The organism is Pseudoalteromonas sp. T1lg88, from assembly GCF_002964765.1.
Classification (GTDB): Bacteria; Pseudomonadota; Gammaproteobacteria; order Enterobacterales; family Alteromonadaceae; genus Pseudoalteromonas.
Genome location: NZ_PQCF01000008.1, coordinates 84,072 through 99,180, shown reverse-complemented (window position 1 = coordinate 99,180; position 15,109 = coordinate 84,072). Strand labels below are relative to the sequence as shown.

Here is a 15,109-nt window from a genome sequence, read left to right as displayed (position 1 = left end):
TGTTGCCCTGTCGCCCTCTTATAAAGCGGCCTATATTTAGTGGGTTATGAACCAGAGCCAAGAGCGCCGCTATGCAACGCACAATTCCTCCCGAGAGACTGGATGACTTGAAAAAAGCCGACTCTGGGCTCGATGATGCGGAAATAATGCAACGACGCATGCGCTATGGCGATAACCGTATTGCCGAGCAGGTCAGCGGTGGCCTTTGGGCTTTGATTATCGACACCATTAAAGATCCTATGTTGTGGTTTTTACTGATCACCAGCGGACTGTTTGCTGTCACCGGCGAATTGACCGAAGCCGGCATTTTGTTGCTGGCACTGATACCCTTTCTTGGCATGGATGCTTACCTGCATCGGCGCACTCAAGCCTCAACCCAAAGCCTGGGGCGTCGTCTGGCTTCCCAGGCACGGGTTGTGCGTCACGCTAAAGAGCTCACCATTGAGTCCGTGGAACTGGTGCCCGGTGACCTGGTGCTTTTAGACCCCGGCGACTCGCTGCCGGCGGACGGAGTATTCGTTGGCGTGCAGCAGCTTCAGGTCGATGAGTCAACCTTGACCGGGGAAGCCTTTCCGGTACACAAGCTGGCACTGCAAGAGCCGGATAAGCTAAAGGCGACCGAGCGGGTTGCGGCGACGCATTGGGGATATGCCGGTACCCGTGTACTGACCGGCTCGGGCCGCATGCTGGTAACCCATACCGGGAAAGGCACCTTGTACGGTGAAATTATTCAGTCGGTGCTCCACGGCGGTCATCAGCGCACACCCTTGCAACTGGCCGTGGCCGAGCTGGTTAAGGTGCTGCTTATTATTGCCAGTGTTATTTGTGTGCTCTTGGCCGGAACCCGCCTTTACCAGGGGCATGGCCTCATCGATGCGCTGCTGAGCGGGCTGACCCTGGCCGAGCGGCGCTGCCGGAAGAGTTTCCTGTAGTGCTCACCTTCTTTCTCGGGGTGGGAGTCTATCGGCTGGCGCGTCGTCAGGCCTTGGTGAGGCGTGCCGTTGTGGTAGAGAACATAGGCCGGGTTTCTTGTATCTGTACGGATAAAACGGGCACCTTAACCGAGGGGCGTCTGCAACTCGCGCATCACTACGCGGTCGGCGACATCGACGATAAACGGCTGCTGCAGATTGCTGCCTATGCATCCCGAGAGGACAGCGGTGACCCTATGGATCAGGCTATCCTCGTATCAGGTGCTCCACTGGAGCATGCTGTATTATATACCTTTCCCTTTACCGAAGCTCGCAAGCGCGAGACGGCGGTGATTAGGGAAGAAACAACGAAGCTCATCGCGGTCAAAGGTGCGCCGGAAACCATATTGGCCCTGTGCGATCTTGGTGGGACTGATTTAGAGCGCTGGCAACAGCAGGTCGAAAAGCTGGCGGGAACAGGGCACAAGGTGATCGCCTGCGCCTGGCAAGAGTTGGATGACCAGGCCCGCTGCGATCAGGAGCCCGAGCAGGGTTTTACGTTGGCCGGGCTGCTGGCGTTTGAAGACCCACTGCGCGACGGTGTAAAAGAAGCCGTGGAGATCTGCCAGCAAGCGGGAATTCGGGTCATTATGGTGACAGGGGATCATCCTGCTACGGCGACGGCCATTGCCAGCGAAATAGGCCTGAATCAGGGGAAGCCCAGGGTGATAGAAGGAGAAGCATTGGCAACCAGTCTAACCAACCAGGATAGCCGAGTGTTGGATGGGGTTGATGTTATCGCACGCGCCGTGCCCGCGCAAAAGCTGGCGCTGGTGCAGGCGCTTAAGCAAGGTGGCGATATAGTCGCGGTTACGGGAGACGGGGTAAATGACGTGCCGGCCATTCAGTCGGCGGATATCGGCATTGCCATGGGCGAGCGCGGTACCCGCAGTGCCCATGAGGCCGCGGCGATTATTTTACTCGACGATAACTTTCGTAGCATAGTGCAGGCGATCGCCGAGGGGCGCCAGCTGTTTAACAATCTACGCCTGAGTTTTGAATACCTGCTGCTGGTCCACATTCCCTTGGTCTTGACCGCCGCGGTCATCCCTTTTCTTGGATATCCCGTTCTTTATCTGCCGATACATATCGTTTGGCTGGAGATGATCATTCATCCCACGGCCTTGCTGGTGTTTCAAAACAGTGCCGATACCTCGCACCTTGCCCCCGCTCAAGCCAATGGCCCGGCCCGGTTTTTCTCACGGCGACACTGGGGTGTCATTGTTTTCAGCGGGGTTGTTTTTACCTTGTTGATCACCTTTGCCTATATCCGCAGCCTGGGGGCGATGCAAGACGTGGAGCATGCCAGAGCCATGGCCCTGGTTGCGCTGACCAGCGTCAGTGCCGGTATTACTATTGCACTGAGTAGGCTGCGCACCCTGGCGTCCCGGGTTTTGGTGGTCTTCACCATGCTTGTCAGTGTTTTGCTGATTCAAGTTCCGGCATTGGCCGACTTGCTACACCTGTTACCCCTGCATTTAGACGACTGGCTGCTAGCCATGGCCAGCGGATTTATCGCCGCGGCTATTCCCTTTATGCTGACAAGCCGGTCGAGAACAGGAGCCTGATAAGTAAACAAGAATAATTAGGCTGCTCTTTATAGCTCGGGTCTTGGTCTTTGTTACAGTGTAGCTCTGCTACCGAGCTAAAAGAAAGAACCCAATATTTAGAGTGGATGTCCATCTGAATGTGCCTAAAATTCAAACATTTCGGTTGGAAAAGTAACCCTACTTTTTTCCTAAACTAGGCTAGTATCGCGGAGTTTTCTTCTGCTAGAATGTGGCGCGATAAATGCGGGAAGGGATTCATGTGTTGAGCAGGCATTTATTGGCTCTAGATTTCACGTTTCCCTACCCAATTATCCAACAACGAATGAAAGCTTCTGTATCAAATTATGTTGGGCCTCTTTCTTTTCGTTATTTGTTTGCTTAGCGGTATCCAAAAGGCACTCAATTTTCTGCAGTAACATACCTATGTTCTGTATCTAATTTTGCTGGTGCAGAGAATACACCTTAATTTACCGCCGACAATTTAGTTGCTAATAATGGTTTTGTTTGTAGTAAGTTGCTTCTTTTTTGACAGCAAAAACAATCACTCAACCCAAATCAGCACGCAACTCCAAGTACATATAAATTATTCCAGACTCTTCGGGATTTTGTTGAGTTGCTAAATAAGGATGTAAACATAAGGATGGTGTTGATGAAAAACTCACTTGTAGCGGCCATTGTTCTTTTCGGCTGTGGTTGTACGCTAATTCCTGGCAGTTATATGGAAGGTGCGGCTACGAGGCAAGAAAGTAACCAGTTAGAGCAAGATCTGGATAAGGTTAATATCCAGGTTATTGATTCAAAAGTTATCGCCAGTCAATCTCGTGATCTTCTGCCAAAAAAACCATCCAGCCTAGCGGGTGTTGATACCTCTAATTACGAGTATCGCCTAGGTGTGGGAGACGTGCTTTCTATTGGTGTCTGGGATCATCCCGAATTAACCATTCCTGCTGTGGTGCAGCGTACAGCTGAATTTGATGGTTTCCGTGTACAAGCGGATGGCACCATTACCTACGCGTATGCACCAAAAATTCCAGTAAAAAATAAAACAATTCTTGAAGTCCACGACGAACTGGTAAAACGTTTAAGTCATATTATTGAACAGCCACAGGTCGACGTAAAAGTTGTTGGATTTCGCAGTCAGCGCGCTTATGTGACGGGCGAGGTTAATAAGCCCGGTGTATTCCCTATTACTGAAGTACCGTTAACGCTTATTGATGCCATTAACAACGCTGGCGGCCTAACCGCTCGTGCCGATTGGAAAACAGTTACTTTCACCAGGGGCGGCGAAGCAGAAGTGATTGCCCTGGATGATTTTTATGCCCATGGTGATATCTCGCAAAACCGTTTACTTAAACATGGCGACATTGTCCACATTTCTCGTAATGACGAGCGTAAAGCCTATGTGTTAGGGGACGTAAAGCAGCCCGGTTCGATCACCATTGACCGTTACGGCTTAAGCTTGGCAGAGGCCATCAGTGAGGCCCGCGGTCTGAATGAAGAGACGGCGAATGCAAATGGCGTCTTTGTGTTGCGAGCGCGTAACGATAACAGCGATATTATCGCCGATGTCTATCAACTCAATGCTCAAAATGCACTGGCTTATGTTCTTGCTGAACAGTTTGAGTTACAGCCTAAAGATATTGTCTACGTAACTACGGCTCCGGTTGCTCGTTGGAATCGTCTGATTCGCCAGCTTGTGCCAACCATTTCTGTAATTAACCAATATTCAGAAGTCGAAGTACGAAATAACGTTTTTTAAGCCTATGTTTGATTCAGTTTTAATGGTGTGTGCTGGCAATATATGCCGCTCACCCAAAGCAGAGTATTTGCTAAAGCGTAAGGTAGCGGCAGCAAATAAAGCCATCCATATATCTTCAGCAGGCCTTACGGCAATGAAGGGGCATGATGCCGATCATACGGCGCAAAGCGTAGCCGCAGAGCAAGGGGTTGATATGACCCCGCATAAGGGCCGGCAAATTTGCGGTGAACTGGTCGCCAGCCATAGTGTGATTTTAGTGATGGAAGAGTCTCATTTGAGAGATCTGCACCAGCGTTACCCTCACGCTCGCGGAAAGGCTTTTTTGCTTGGTAAATGGATGAATAACCAACCTATTCCAGACCCATATAAGCAAAGCCGTGAGGCCTTTGAACATGTATATCAACTAATTGATCAAGCAACAAATGCTTGGCTTAAGTATCTGTAGAAGTATGAACAACTCAATGAGTAATCTAAAAAACCAGCGTATAGGCCAAGATAGACAACAAGAGCAGGAGATTGACCTGCTCGCACTCTTTGCAATCCTACTCGATCGCAAGTACTTCATTATTCTCATTACCGCTATTTTCACTGTGTTCGGTGTGGCTACAGCCGTGTTCTCTAAGCCCATTTACAAGGCGACAGCTCTAATACAAGTCGAGCAGAGTAAGCCTAGTGTGCCCGGTTTGGAAGATATGGCCGGCATGTTTGAAGGCATAAGTGGCGCAATTACCGAGATTGAGCTGCTTAAATCACGCACTGTAATTGGCGAAGCCGTCGACAGCCTAAATCTTAATCTTGTTGCCAAACCTAAGCTGATGCCGCTGATAGGAGACAAGTTTTTTCGTGGTTTTAACCCCCAAAGCGACACCGACCTGGCCGAGCCTTTTATGGGTTTTGACCAATATGCCTGGGGTGGTGAATCAATAGATGTTTTCCGCTTCGATGTGCCTAAAGGCTTTTTGGGTCAAGCGTTTGAACTTGTCACCACTGACAATGGCTATGAGTTGTACAATCCGGCTGGCGAAAAGATATTGGTTGGTCAGGTAGGACAAGATATAACACAAGGCTACTATAAGCTTAGCGTACGTAAGCTAACAGCTCGCCCCGGCAGTACTTTTATCTTGGTTAAAAATGACCGCTACCGTGCCATTTTAGGGCTACAAAGCCAAATTAGAGCCATTGAGAAAGCCAAAGACTCGGGCATTATTGAATTGAGCTTTGAACACAGCTCTCCTGCCTATGCCGAAAAAGTATTGAATAAAATCAGTAGCATCTATGTGCGCAATAATGTCGATCGCAACTCGGCGGAAGCCGCGAAATCGCTGCAGTTTTTAGAGGTACAGTTACCCGAAATCAAAAAGCAACTTGAGCGTGCGGAAAGAAAATACAACGAACATCAACGTAGATATCAGTCGATTGATATTTCCCTTGAGACCCAAGGTCTTCTCGATCAAGTGGTTGAACTGGAAACCAAGTTGCAAGAGCTGGAGCTTAAGCGCGTTGATATTTCGCGTAAATTTAAAAAGACCCATCCAACTTATCAAGGAGTTTTGGGGCAAATTGAGGCGGTTTCTGAGCAGCGTGACCAGTTGGTTGCGAAAGTGAGCGATCTGCCGCAAACCCAGCAGGAACTATTGCGATTGCGTCGTGATGTTGAGGTCAGCAACGAAATTTACATGCTGCTCCTGGGTAAAACCCAAGAGTTGGATATTATTCGCGCGGGTACGGTCGGTAATGTGCGTGTTGTGGATCAGGCGGCAGTTGATACAACCAAGCCAGTTAAACCGAAAAAAGCCTTGATGGTCGTGCTGGCAACCTTCCTTGGCGGCCTTATTGCCCTAGTGATTGTATTTATTCAAAAGGTGATGAACCGTGGCGTAGAAGATGCCGGAGAAATTGAAGCTTTAGGTATTCCTGTTTATGCGTCTGTGCCCTACTCGGATCTTCAGAATAATCTAAATAAAGAGAGCAAGTCTCGCGGTAAAAAAGAGGCGGAAGCCGGTAATTTACTCGCCTTATACAATCCTGCAGATCTGACGATTGAAAGTCTTCGTAGCCTACGTACCAGCTTGCACTTCGCCATGATGGAAGCCAAAAATAAGGTGTTGGCTATTTCGAGCCCGAGTCCCGGTGCTGGAAAATCATTTATCTCGGGTAACCTGGCTATAGTGTTGGCACAAAGTGGTAAAAAGGTACTGGTTGTTGATGCCGATATGCGTAAGGGCTTTATGCATAAACACTTTAATGTGGCGTCAGAAAATGGTTTATCGGATCTACTCAGTGGCCGTATTGAGCTTAATAAAGCAATTCAGGCGACCGAGGTGGAAGGCCTGCATTTTATTGCGCGGGGTATGGTGCCTCCAAACCCCTCTGAGCTCTTAATGCATAAGAATTTTGATGATTTTGTTGCTCAGGTAAATGAGCATTACGACTTCGTTATCATAGATACTCCGCCTATCTTAGCGGTAACGGATCCCGCTATCGTTAGCGCCCATGCAGGAACTACCTTGTTGGTAACCCGATTTGGTTTAAACCAGGTGCGTGAAATTGAGTTAACCGTCAATCGTTTTGCACAAAACGGCATAGATGTAAAAGGCGTGGTATTTAACGGTGTGGTTAAAAAAGCCGGCAGCGCCTATGGCTATTATAACTATGCCTATCAATCAGAATCAGCCTGATACTGGTGAGCTGAAATCTGCGCGTGCTGGCTTATATACAGCTTACGGCCACGCACGCCAGATGCATGATGCTAATCCGCGAGCTAATGAAATAGCAGTAAATTTATCGGTAAACCTAATAAAATTGGTGGTGTTTTAAAATTAAATTACGCAGAGCGATAAATTTATTTTTCCTTTTCTGCTGCCTGAACAAACTGAATAAGTGACCTTGAAAAGGAAAAAATAAAACGGATAAATAACAATGCGTTAATTTTTTAGGTCGAGGGCGCTTGAAAGCTCATTTGGCGCTTCTGAACTCAAAAAGATCTGAAAAGATAGTAAGTAACTTCCGATAAATCAAAAAAAATTTTTATATTCCTTGTTTTTCTCACCCTTAAGAATGAATTTTTACTTGCAATCCCTTTAAATTGACTAAAATGTTTAGACCACATTTTTAACCAGAACGGTTATGTGGAGTACCGCAGTAGCAAGGTATTGAAGATCCCATAGTAGTTTTATGGCTCACAGTTATTAATCAAAAACTATGGTTTAAAAACCAGGGAGTTCACATGAAATTAAACACTCTACTACTCGCCGTATCCATCGCAAGTTCTGCTTTTTCCGCTCATGCTGCCGGTGCTGCGTCGGCCAAATTTGCGGCTGCTTGGAATGACAACCCGGTCAACTTTGTATCTGTCGCCGTAATCCCGGATGTGATAGCTGATGCTCAAGTAGTGGCAACGAATGATGGCTATTTGATCACCACCATTAAGGTTCCGCAAGATAAAGAACTCTTGGTGGGTGTGTCTGCGGAAATTGGCCTGACTACGGATACTTCTTTAAAAGGTAAAGATGGCGGCGCGGCAAAAGCCATTGCCGATGGCAGCGCTTGGGTACTGCTCACCGCAACGCCTGTGGGCGGTGGTGACTCGGTTAATGCTGCGCCCGGTGCCGTGATGTTGTCGAAGCGTATTCAAGAGCTCAATGCTACCTTAGGCGGCGTGCTTGATACTTGCACCGACTCTACCGGTGGCATGGATGAAAACGGCCTTATGCCTGGCGATGAAGGTTACGTGGATACTCCCGATGGCACTATCGACGCGGCTCTTGAGTGTACGACTACTGATGAACAAATTGGTTTAATGCAAGATACCTTAGCGTCTCACCACTTTAATTTTATTCTGCCGAATATGGATGCAGGAAATTATGAAATTAGAGCGCACTTTATGACGCGTGCCAGTGCGGAAGTGGATATTGATGAAGTATCGGTAGCAGAAGGCGGCACTATTTCCGGAAGTTCTTATGCAAAAGCCTTTGTTGGCAAACACATGGTAACCGTACAACAAGTACGTGCGGTTAAAGGTAGCCTGGCTGATGTGGATATCGTGGACAACTAAGGCAAACAGATGCCAAGGATAATGACTGCCTGCCTAGCAGGCGGTCATTGGGCTCAAACAATGTTTTGGGCATTGGTTAAAGCCATCAGCTGTTCGAGCTGATGGCTTTTTTTATTGCTTGTTGTTTAAACGCCGCAGTCCTTATTGAGCTTGTGCTTTAGCAACCTTGGCCTTCGCCGCATCGAGCATGGCTTGCAGTGCGGCGCTGTTATAGACCTGGCCACGGCTGATCAGGGTGCGGATATCACGGGTATGACTGATATCTTCAAGCGGGTTGCTGCCAAGCAGCAGCAAATCGGCTTTTTTGCCCGCTTCCACAGCACCATATTCCGCCTCTTTACCCAGCCACTTTGGTCCCGCAAGTATCGCGCTTTGCAAGGCGCGCAGTGGGCTGAGACCGCCGTCGACATAAATGGCGAGCTCGTCATGCAATGCCTTACCTGGATAAATATAAGAATTGAGATAACCCGTGTCCGTACCGGCCATAATGGTCACTCCGGCTTGGTCGAGCAGGGGAAGAAGGTCCCGAGTGGCGCGAAAGCGGGCTTTGCGCTCGGTGATCTCATTGGCATCGGCGGCGGCCTTTTGTGCCGCACGCTCAACCCGCCAACTGTAAGTGGCCTTAAGGCCTGGGCCGAGTAAATCGATCTCCGGGTCATTCAGGTGATCGTCTTCGTCGATAAAGGCGATAATCTGGCTGCCTATCAGGGTAGGCACGACCGCGGTGTCGTTTTCGGCCAGGACACGGTATTTGCTTAGCGCAGTTTGCTCATCAAAATTGGCGCGAATAATGGGCAGGGCACTCCAGTAACTCAGTTCGCCGCTGCGCACCTCGGCGGAAATTTCTGCTTCATTGCGGGCACCGGCTTTTAGCAGGTAAGGCATGTGTTCAATGCCATCAAGGCCGGCGTTAGACACATGGGTGACCGAGAGCGCAAAGGGGATATGGCCGCTGATCGGCAGGCCGCGTTTTTTTACTTCCTGCACGGCCTTCAGGTAGAGCTCGGGGGTCAGGGCGCTGTCGGTGATCTTAATAAAGTCGACGTCCATGGCCTCAAGTTGATCCAGGGCTGCATTCATTTCTGCCTCGGTTTCTACCTCCAGGTCGCCGGCCCAGATTGAGTTCTTCCCTTCTAGCTTGGGGCCCGAGGTAAACAGGGTTGGCCCGAGTAGTTCATTGTTATTTATCGCCGCCCGCCAGGTGAGCACTGAATCGCTGATATCGGCGGCGGCATCACGCACCGCGGTCACGCCATAAGCCAGGTACAGAGGTAATAAATCTTGGTTCTCAGCAATCAGCTTTTCGCCGCCACCAAAGTGCACATGCATATCCCACAGGCCCGGCATAATATACTGGTCTGTGCCATCGAGCTGGGTGGTGGCATTAATATGCTCGGCATCTTTGCCTACCCAGATAATTTTATCGCCGCGGATGGCCACCTGTTGATCGGCGTTAATATCGCCGCTGCGCACATCGATAACATCCACTTGCGAAATAAGCACATCGGCCTGCATGGGCGGGGGAATATTGCTGCAGGCGCTTACCAGCAAGGAGGCACACAGTGCCGGGAAAAGTTTAGTCATGGTTATCTCCTCATTTTTCTTGAGCCTAACAGTGGCGACCGGCTGCCAACAGTTGAATGCGACAAAACGTGCTCGCTGGCGGATGAGTGCGTGATGGAAATGTACAAACAGAGCGGTTTCTAAGATGAAAGTGCGAAATTATGATATAGCGCAGGGCAAATTTTTTTTCATCGTCTAGCATTAATACAAGCGTGATAATAAAAGCAACAAAGGAAAATAATATGCGTATAAATCAAGCCATGGTTGACGAGATGGAGTTACTGGCTAAATTTCCTCGGGCCAGTCATATGCAGGGCATTAAGGTGCATAGCGATGCCGATGAAGCCATGCGCGAAGCGGCTCGACGCCTGTTTGATAAGGGCATTACCGATAGCCCGGACGGCGGCTACCTGACCGACCTGGGCCTGGATTTGGTTAATCACCTCGACACCCTGCACAGTGCGCTAAGCTGCTAATTCAAGAATGACCAAGGCGGCAAGCCCTTGCTGCCTTACTTGCCTCGTTTCCCTTTCCTTGACGTAAATGCCGGCCGCCTTGAAAGGTCGTTGAAAAATATTACTTCATAAAAAATCTTGCCTTGGAGTTAACACTAAGGTTTATGCTGTTGAAAAATTGAGTGATGGGAGCACAGCATGAACTTTACTCAAGCGATCCGTTCTGCCGTCCTGCGTGAGTTGGTTATGGCGCGCAGAGCCAGGTTATCGACTCAGAGAACACAAGAGTTTAAGCACTTAGAAAATGCCCATGTGTTAGGGCAGGAGTCCACCTATTGGCATACCTACATCCATTGGCGGATGCTGGTGTGGGGCTGGAAAAATAAGGCTTACTCTGAGGTTGTCGGGCAGATACTGCGTATTGTCGGTGCTATAAGCAAAACCGCCATAGGCTTGCTGCCAACGGGCAACACAGGGGGCGCTAATGTAAGCCCGTTTAAGCCCATGCCACTTTCATCCGAGTGTGCTCAGGCCATAGCGCAGGCCAAGTCGCGATGCGCTAAGGGCTAGGTTGCTGGTGTGGACGCGCCGTTAATAGGACGGTTGCGATCTTAAATGCAGATGTCCTAATGTTAGCGGCCTTCCTGCTCGATAAATATCTTACTGGCTTGCGTGCGATTACTGACCCCAAGTTTAGCGAAAATGGCAGAAATATGATTCTTGACCGTTTTCTCAGAGATGTTGAGTGTGGATGCAATTTGCTTATTGGCATCGCCATTGGCCATGAGGTGCAGGACCTTGAATTGCGAAGGGGTCAGGCTTGCCAGTAACTCATAATGCCGTTGCTGTACGCTGGGTAAGGGAGTGACGCCGACAGCTGTCGGGAATTGATATTCACCGGCAAAGATGCGCGTAAGGCTGCTAACTAGCTCGTTAATATCCACCGATTTCGATAAAAACTCTGACGCGCCGGCTTGCAAGCATTCCTGGCGAGTATCCTGACTATCATGGGCACTGAGAACGACAATGGGTAGCTCTGGATAGGTTTGCCGCAGGAAATAGATGCCACTGGCACCGGTCGCTCCTGGCATGTTTAAGTCCATGATCAGCAAGTCCAGTTCGCCATCATCTTCTTGTAGCTTTGAAAACAGAGCCAGGTAGCTATCGGCGTGCTCGATATAGGTATTTTCCAATCGGTTTAAGAGCGCACCTTTTAGGCCGGCTAAAAAAAGCGGATGATCATCGGCGATGAGGATCTTATTCATTGTTCTGTGCATCTCCCAGCTGTTGGATAAGCCATGACAGGCGGCTGTATTTAATTGGTTTGTTTAAAAAGCGATAACCAAAGTTAAGCCTTATTTGCTCTCTTATGCGGATGTCTTCCGACATGATAATGATGCGGCTTTTATGCAGCGCAAAGCGCGCTGCTATCTGGCTTGCGACCTCTGTCCCCAAGGCCCCGTTATCAAGATGATAATCGCAAATAATCATTTCCGGCTTGGGCCCAGGGTAACACAGCGCTTGTCCAGCGCTTAAAAACACACTCGGTGCAAAGCCACGCTTTGTGACCATTGCGGCCACCTCATTGGCGTAGGTTGGCTCATCATCAATTATCAAAACGTTTCTGGTGACCGAGGGGGCTTGTTGTGTCGTTACTCGCTTATTGCTTTTAGGCAGAGTGAGAGTGAAGGTACACCCCTGTGCGCTGGAGTCCAGCTCTATATTAAGCGCGAGTATCTGACAGATTTGCTGCACTATGGTCAGCCCCAGGCCGCTGCCCGCATAGCTTTCGGTGCCTCGGAAAAAGCTGTTGAAAACCTTGTCCTTAATCGCCTCATTGATGCCTTTGCCCGAGTCTATGATAGCCAAGGTATAGGTGTGCTCCTGCGTTGCTAGTCGCAGCTCTATGTTGCCTTTTTCCGGGGTGTTTTTGATGGCGTTATCCACGAGATTATTTATCACCCGTGCCAATAAAAAGGGATCGGTTTGCACCCAGGCCTCGGAATGCGCCGTGGTGAAGGTCAGTTGCTGTGACTTTTTTTGTGCAAGATGGGTAAAGCGACTCACACTCTCTGCAACCAGGGCGCATAGGTTTACTTCGCTTATTGTTGGCTTGACCATCTTAGCGTCAAATTTAGAGATGCTGACGATAGAATCAACCAATTGATCTAATAGTGTAATTTCATTGATTATCGCATCACTATTGGAGCTGTCCGCGGGCAAGGTATTGAGCAGCTTTAAGCGAATTGCGTTCAAAGGGGCACGCAAATCATGGCTGGCGGAGGCAATAAAACGGGTCTTATCCAGGTTGGCTTTCACCGCAAGTTGTTGTTGTTCTTTATAAAGCTCTGTTTTCGCTGCTACTTCTTGCGCCAGCCGCTTGGCATACGACTTTTGCTCCTGATGCTTATGGCGAGAAAGCGCCAGTTCGGCATTTTTTAAACGCAATTTAACCACAAAGCCCAGCGCAACCAGGGCGAAGGCGAGGCCGATATACAGGGCAATCATGGAGGGCAGCAGGTAAAAAGGCGGTTTAACCTCAAAGCTTGATTGGATAAAGGCTTTTTCTACCGAGTCATAGCCGAGCACCTTGGCCTGGATGCGATACTGGCCGGGCTTGGGTTTGATCAAGGTGATATAGCGAGAGCGACTGGGCAGCCATTGCGATGCGTGCGAGTTTTGGCCAATTAATCGATAAAGTAATTGGCCGCTCTCATCATGGGGCAAGCTGGCACTCATGGAAAACTCGATTACACTCGGGTCGGTAATGCGGATCCCCTCGCTAAGCGGTGTCGATTGGCCGTCAATGGACAAATCGGTAAAGGTGATTGAGGTTGGCTTGCTGTGGCTACCTAAGCGCTCTGGGTCGACCAGCAGCAACTCTGAGTTATTGGCGAAATAGATAAACCGATTCAGGCGGCCACAAAAGTCGGTGATGGGAATAGCCCCTAACCCTTGCGCGCCAGTATAGCTGTGCAGCGTTTTATCTTGACTGTGATAGACGCTCACACCATGGCGAGAGCTTATCCATATCCGCTGCTGGCTGTCCTCAACCACGCAACTGGCAGAGGGAATGAACCCATCACTGGGAAGTGGCAAGCGCGTCATACTGCTTGTCCCTGCCCTCGTATCCAGGGTAAAGACTCCTTCGTCTAAGGTGGTGATCCACAGCCGAGCTGAGGAGTCTAAAAACAGACTGGTCACGGCCTGAGCACCGTCGATGGTGTGCAACCGGGCGGGCTGGTTTTGGGCCAGTTGCTCAAGCGCCAGTTCCATAACACCATGACGCTGACTGGAGATATAGAGCTTGCCATCGGCATAGGCCGTATCGATTACCGAGGCGAGCTCCAGGGGGAAGCTGCGCATTACTTGCAGCGCCGCATTATCAAATTGGGCCAGATGCAGGTATTTATCATCGACCACCACATAGATATCGGCGTCTTTAAGATAGGCTAGATAGGTGATGGGCGCTTGTGGATCCGGGCGCCCATGAATGGGGTGCGAGGTATAGTCTAAGCCATTAAACAGGGCAAGATCATGGAAGTTTTTCACCGCGGTGGTGTGATCACTGATAAAACGCAGATTTGCGGTGTCGAGCCTATGCGGCAAAGCCTGCCAGCCACGCGCTGGAGAAAATCTGTGTTGTTGGCTTTGGGTTAGGATGACTAATTCATCCTGATCGATAAATTGCGTGAGGATGGGCCCTTTAAAATCAGGTGCTTGCTCGCTCAGTGCATGAAATTCATAGGCCGTAGGAGAGACATGATAAAAGCCGTTGTTGGTGCCGATAAACAGTTCGTTGTTGTCGCCGATGCCGGCAGCCAGTGCCATTTCCGAGTTGCGGTAGCTGTTATTAAGGCTGGTGGGTAAGACCACCTGCTTGGGAATGGCCCGGTATCGGTCGATAATGACCACGCCACGTTTAGTGACCGCATACACTTTTTCCTCCCTGACCTGCAGATTCGAAATCATATTCGAGGGCAGGGTATTATTTTGTACGCGCAGATGCTTTTTAAGGCGGTTTTGCTGGTCGTAGACAAACAGGCCCTTGTTGAAAATACTGAGCCACACATGTTGATTGCTGAAGTCGACCCAAATGGCGCGAATATCTTCTTTGCCACGGGCCAGGTTCTCTAAATTGAAAAGTCGGTGTTTGCCCGTTTGCCAGTTATAAAGCACCAGACCGCTCGATGTCATAAGCAAAATATGGGCTTGGTCATAGTGCGCAAATGAGTTTACCTGCGCGCCTTGGTAAAGCGCGCTGGAAATAATCGTCAGCTCATAAGTGCGTAGGTCTATTTCGAGTAGTTGCCGATTGGCCACGGCATAGGCCTTGGTCTCGCTAACAAAAATCATGTTAGTGACACGCTGCAGTAGTTTGTTGGGGTCCGGAAAGGGGTGTGCCCGGAGGCTTTTGGGGTCAATTAACTCGATCCCCCCCAGGCCCAGCACCCAGATGAAGTCATCGCGGGCATGAATTTGGGTAATGGGATTAAAGCGTATGCCCTTGTCTTTTTGGGCGCTTTTTTTGAGTTGGATTACACCGAGCCCGTCGACTATGCTCACCCCGCCGGGGGTGGCCAGCCAAAGTCGGCCAAATGCATCTCTTTCGATGTCGTAAACACTGTTATGCGTCAGCCCCTTGGTGGTATCCCAACGAGTGGCATATGGAGCCAGGTGTTCGATAGCCTGAACACTGCACAGCCAAAACAGGCATTGTAGGATGAGTAAGCGAGACAACATAAGCAAATGAGCTC

At 49.6% G+C, this 15,109-nt stretch carries 11 protein-coding genes; 8 read left to right on the top strand and 3 right to left on the bottom strand.

Features of this window, described 5'->3' with window-relative positions; all coding sequences use genetic code 11:
* Positions 1-71 precede the first annotated feature (71 nt).
* The 6 genes from C2M34_RS15755 (at position 72) to C2M34_RS05660 (ending at position 8,334) form a co-directional block, all read left to right on the top strand.
* Complete coding sequence (locus C2M34_RS15755) at positions 72-932, top strand: P-type ATPase (RefSeq protein ID WP_199878777.1); 861 nt, start codon at positions 72-74, stop codon at positions 930-932.
* Positions 932-2,539 (top strand): cation-translocating P-type ATPase, encoded by a 1,608-nt coding sequence (locus tag C2M34_RS05680; RefSeq protein ID WP_199878776.1) that lies wholly within the window; start codon positions 932-934, stop codon positions 2,537-2,539. Before C2M34_RS15755 ends, C2M34_RS05680 begins: the two co-directional genes overlap by 1 nt.
* A 622-nt stretch (positions 2,540-3,161) precedes the next feature.
* Positions 3,162-4,280, top strand: coding sequence for a polysaccharide export protein (locus C2M34_RS05675; RefSeq protein ID WP_105258295.1), 1,119 nt, complete (start codon positions 3,162-3,164; stop codon positions 4,278-4,280).
* A gap of 4 nt (positions 4,281-4,284) precedes the next feature.
* The gene (locus C2M34_RS05670) at positions 4,285-4,725 is read left to right on the top strand and encodes a low molecular weight protein-tyrosine-phosphatase (protein ID WP_105258294.1); all 441 of its coding nucleotides are present in this window, start codon (positions 4,285-4,287) and stop codon (positions 4,723-4,725) included.
* Between the two features lie 16 nt (positions 4,726-4,741).
* The gene (locus tag C2M34_RS05665; protein ID WP_234398771.1) at positions 4,742-6,958 is read left to right on the top strand and encodes a polysaccharide biosynthesis tyrosine autokinase; all 2,217 of its coding nucleotides are present in this window, start codon (positions 4,742-4,744) and stop codon (positions 6,956-6,958) included.
* 548 nt (positions 6,959-7,506) lie between these two features.
* Complete coding sequence (locus C2M34_RS05660) at positions 7,507-8,334, top strand: hypothetical protein (protein WP_105258292.1); 828 nt, start codon at positions 7,507-7,509, stop codon at positions 8,332-8,334.
* A 141-nt stretch (positions 8,335-8,475) separates the two neighbouring features.
* Here the strand turns inward: C2M34_RS05660 and C2M34_RS05655 are convergent, their stop codons facing one another.
* A complete protein-coding gene (locus C2M34_RS05655; RefSeq protein ID WP_105258291.1) occupies positions 8,476-9,918 on the bottom strand; it encodes an amidohydrolase family protein in 1,443 nt (480 codons plus the stop codon).
* Positions 9,919-10,139: 221 nt separating this feature from the next.
* Here C2M34_RS05655 and C2M34_RS05650 point away from each other — a divergent pair, with 221 nt between their 5' ends.
* Together C2M34_RS05650 and C2M34_RS05645 are read left to right on the top strand one after the other, a co-directional pair.
* Positions 10,140-10,373: a TIGR02647 family protein gene (locus C2M34_RS05650; protein ID WP_105258290.1), complete on the top strand. Its 234-nt coding sequence runs from the start codon at positions 10,140-10,142 to the stop codon at positions 10,371-10,373.
* A 177-nt stretch (positions 10,374-10,550) separates the two neighbouring features.
* Positions 10,551-10,922, top strand: a complete 372-nt coding sequence (locus C2M34_RS05645) for a DUF3703 domain-containing protein (RefSeq protein WP_105258289.1) — start codon at positions 10,551-10,553, stop codon at positions 10,920-10,922.
* Between the two features lie 62 nt (positions 10,923-10,984).
* Here the strand turns inward: C2M34_RS05645 and C2M34_RS05640 are convergent, their stop codons facing one another.
* Both C2M34_RS05640 and C2M34_RS05635 read right to left on the bottom strand, forming a co-directional pair.
* The gene (locus C2M34_RS05640; protein ID WP_158681397.1) at positions 10,985-11,617 is read right to left on the bottom strand and encodes a response regulator transcription factor; all 633 of its coding nucleotides are present in this window, start codon (positions 11,615-11,617) and stop codon (positions 10,985-10,987) included.
* A complete protein-coding gene (locus C2M34_RS05635; protein WP_105258287.1) occupies positions 11,610-15,095 on the bottom strand; it encodes a hybrid sensor histidine kinase/response regulator in 3,486 nt (1,161 codons plus the stop codon). Before C2M34_RS05635 ends, C2M34_RS05640 begins: the two co-directional genes overlap by 8 nt.
* Between the last annotated feature and the right edge of the window lie 14 nt (positions 15,096-15,109).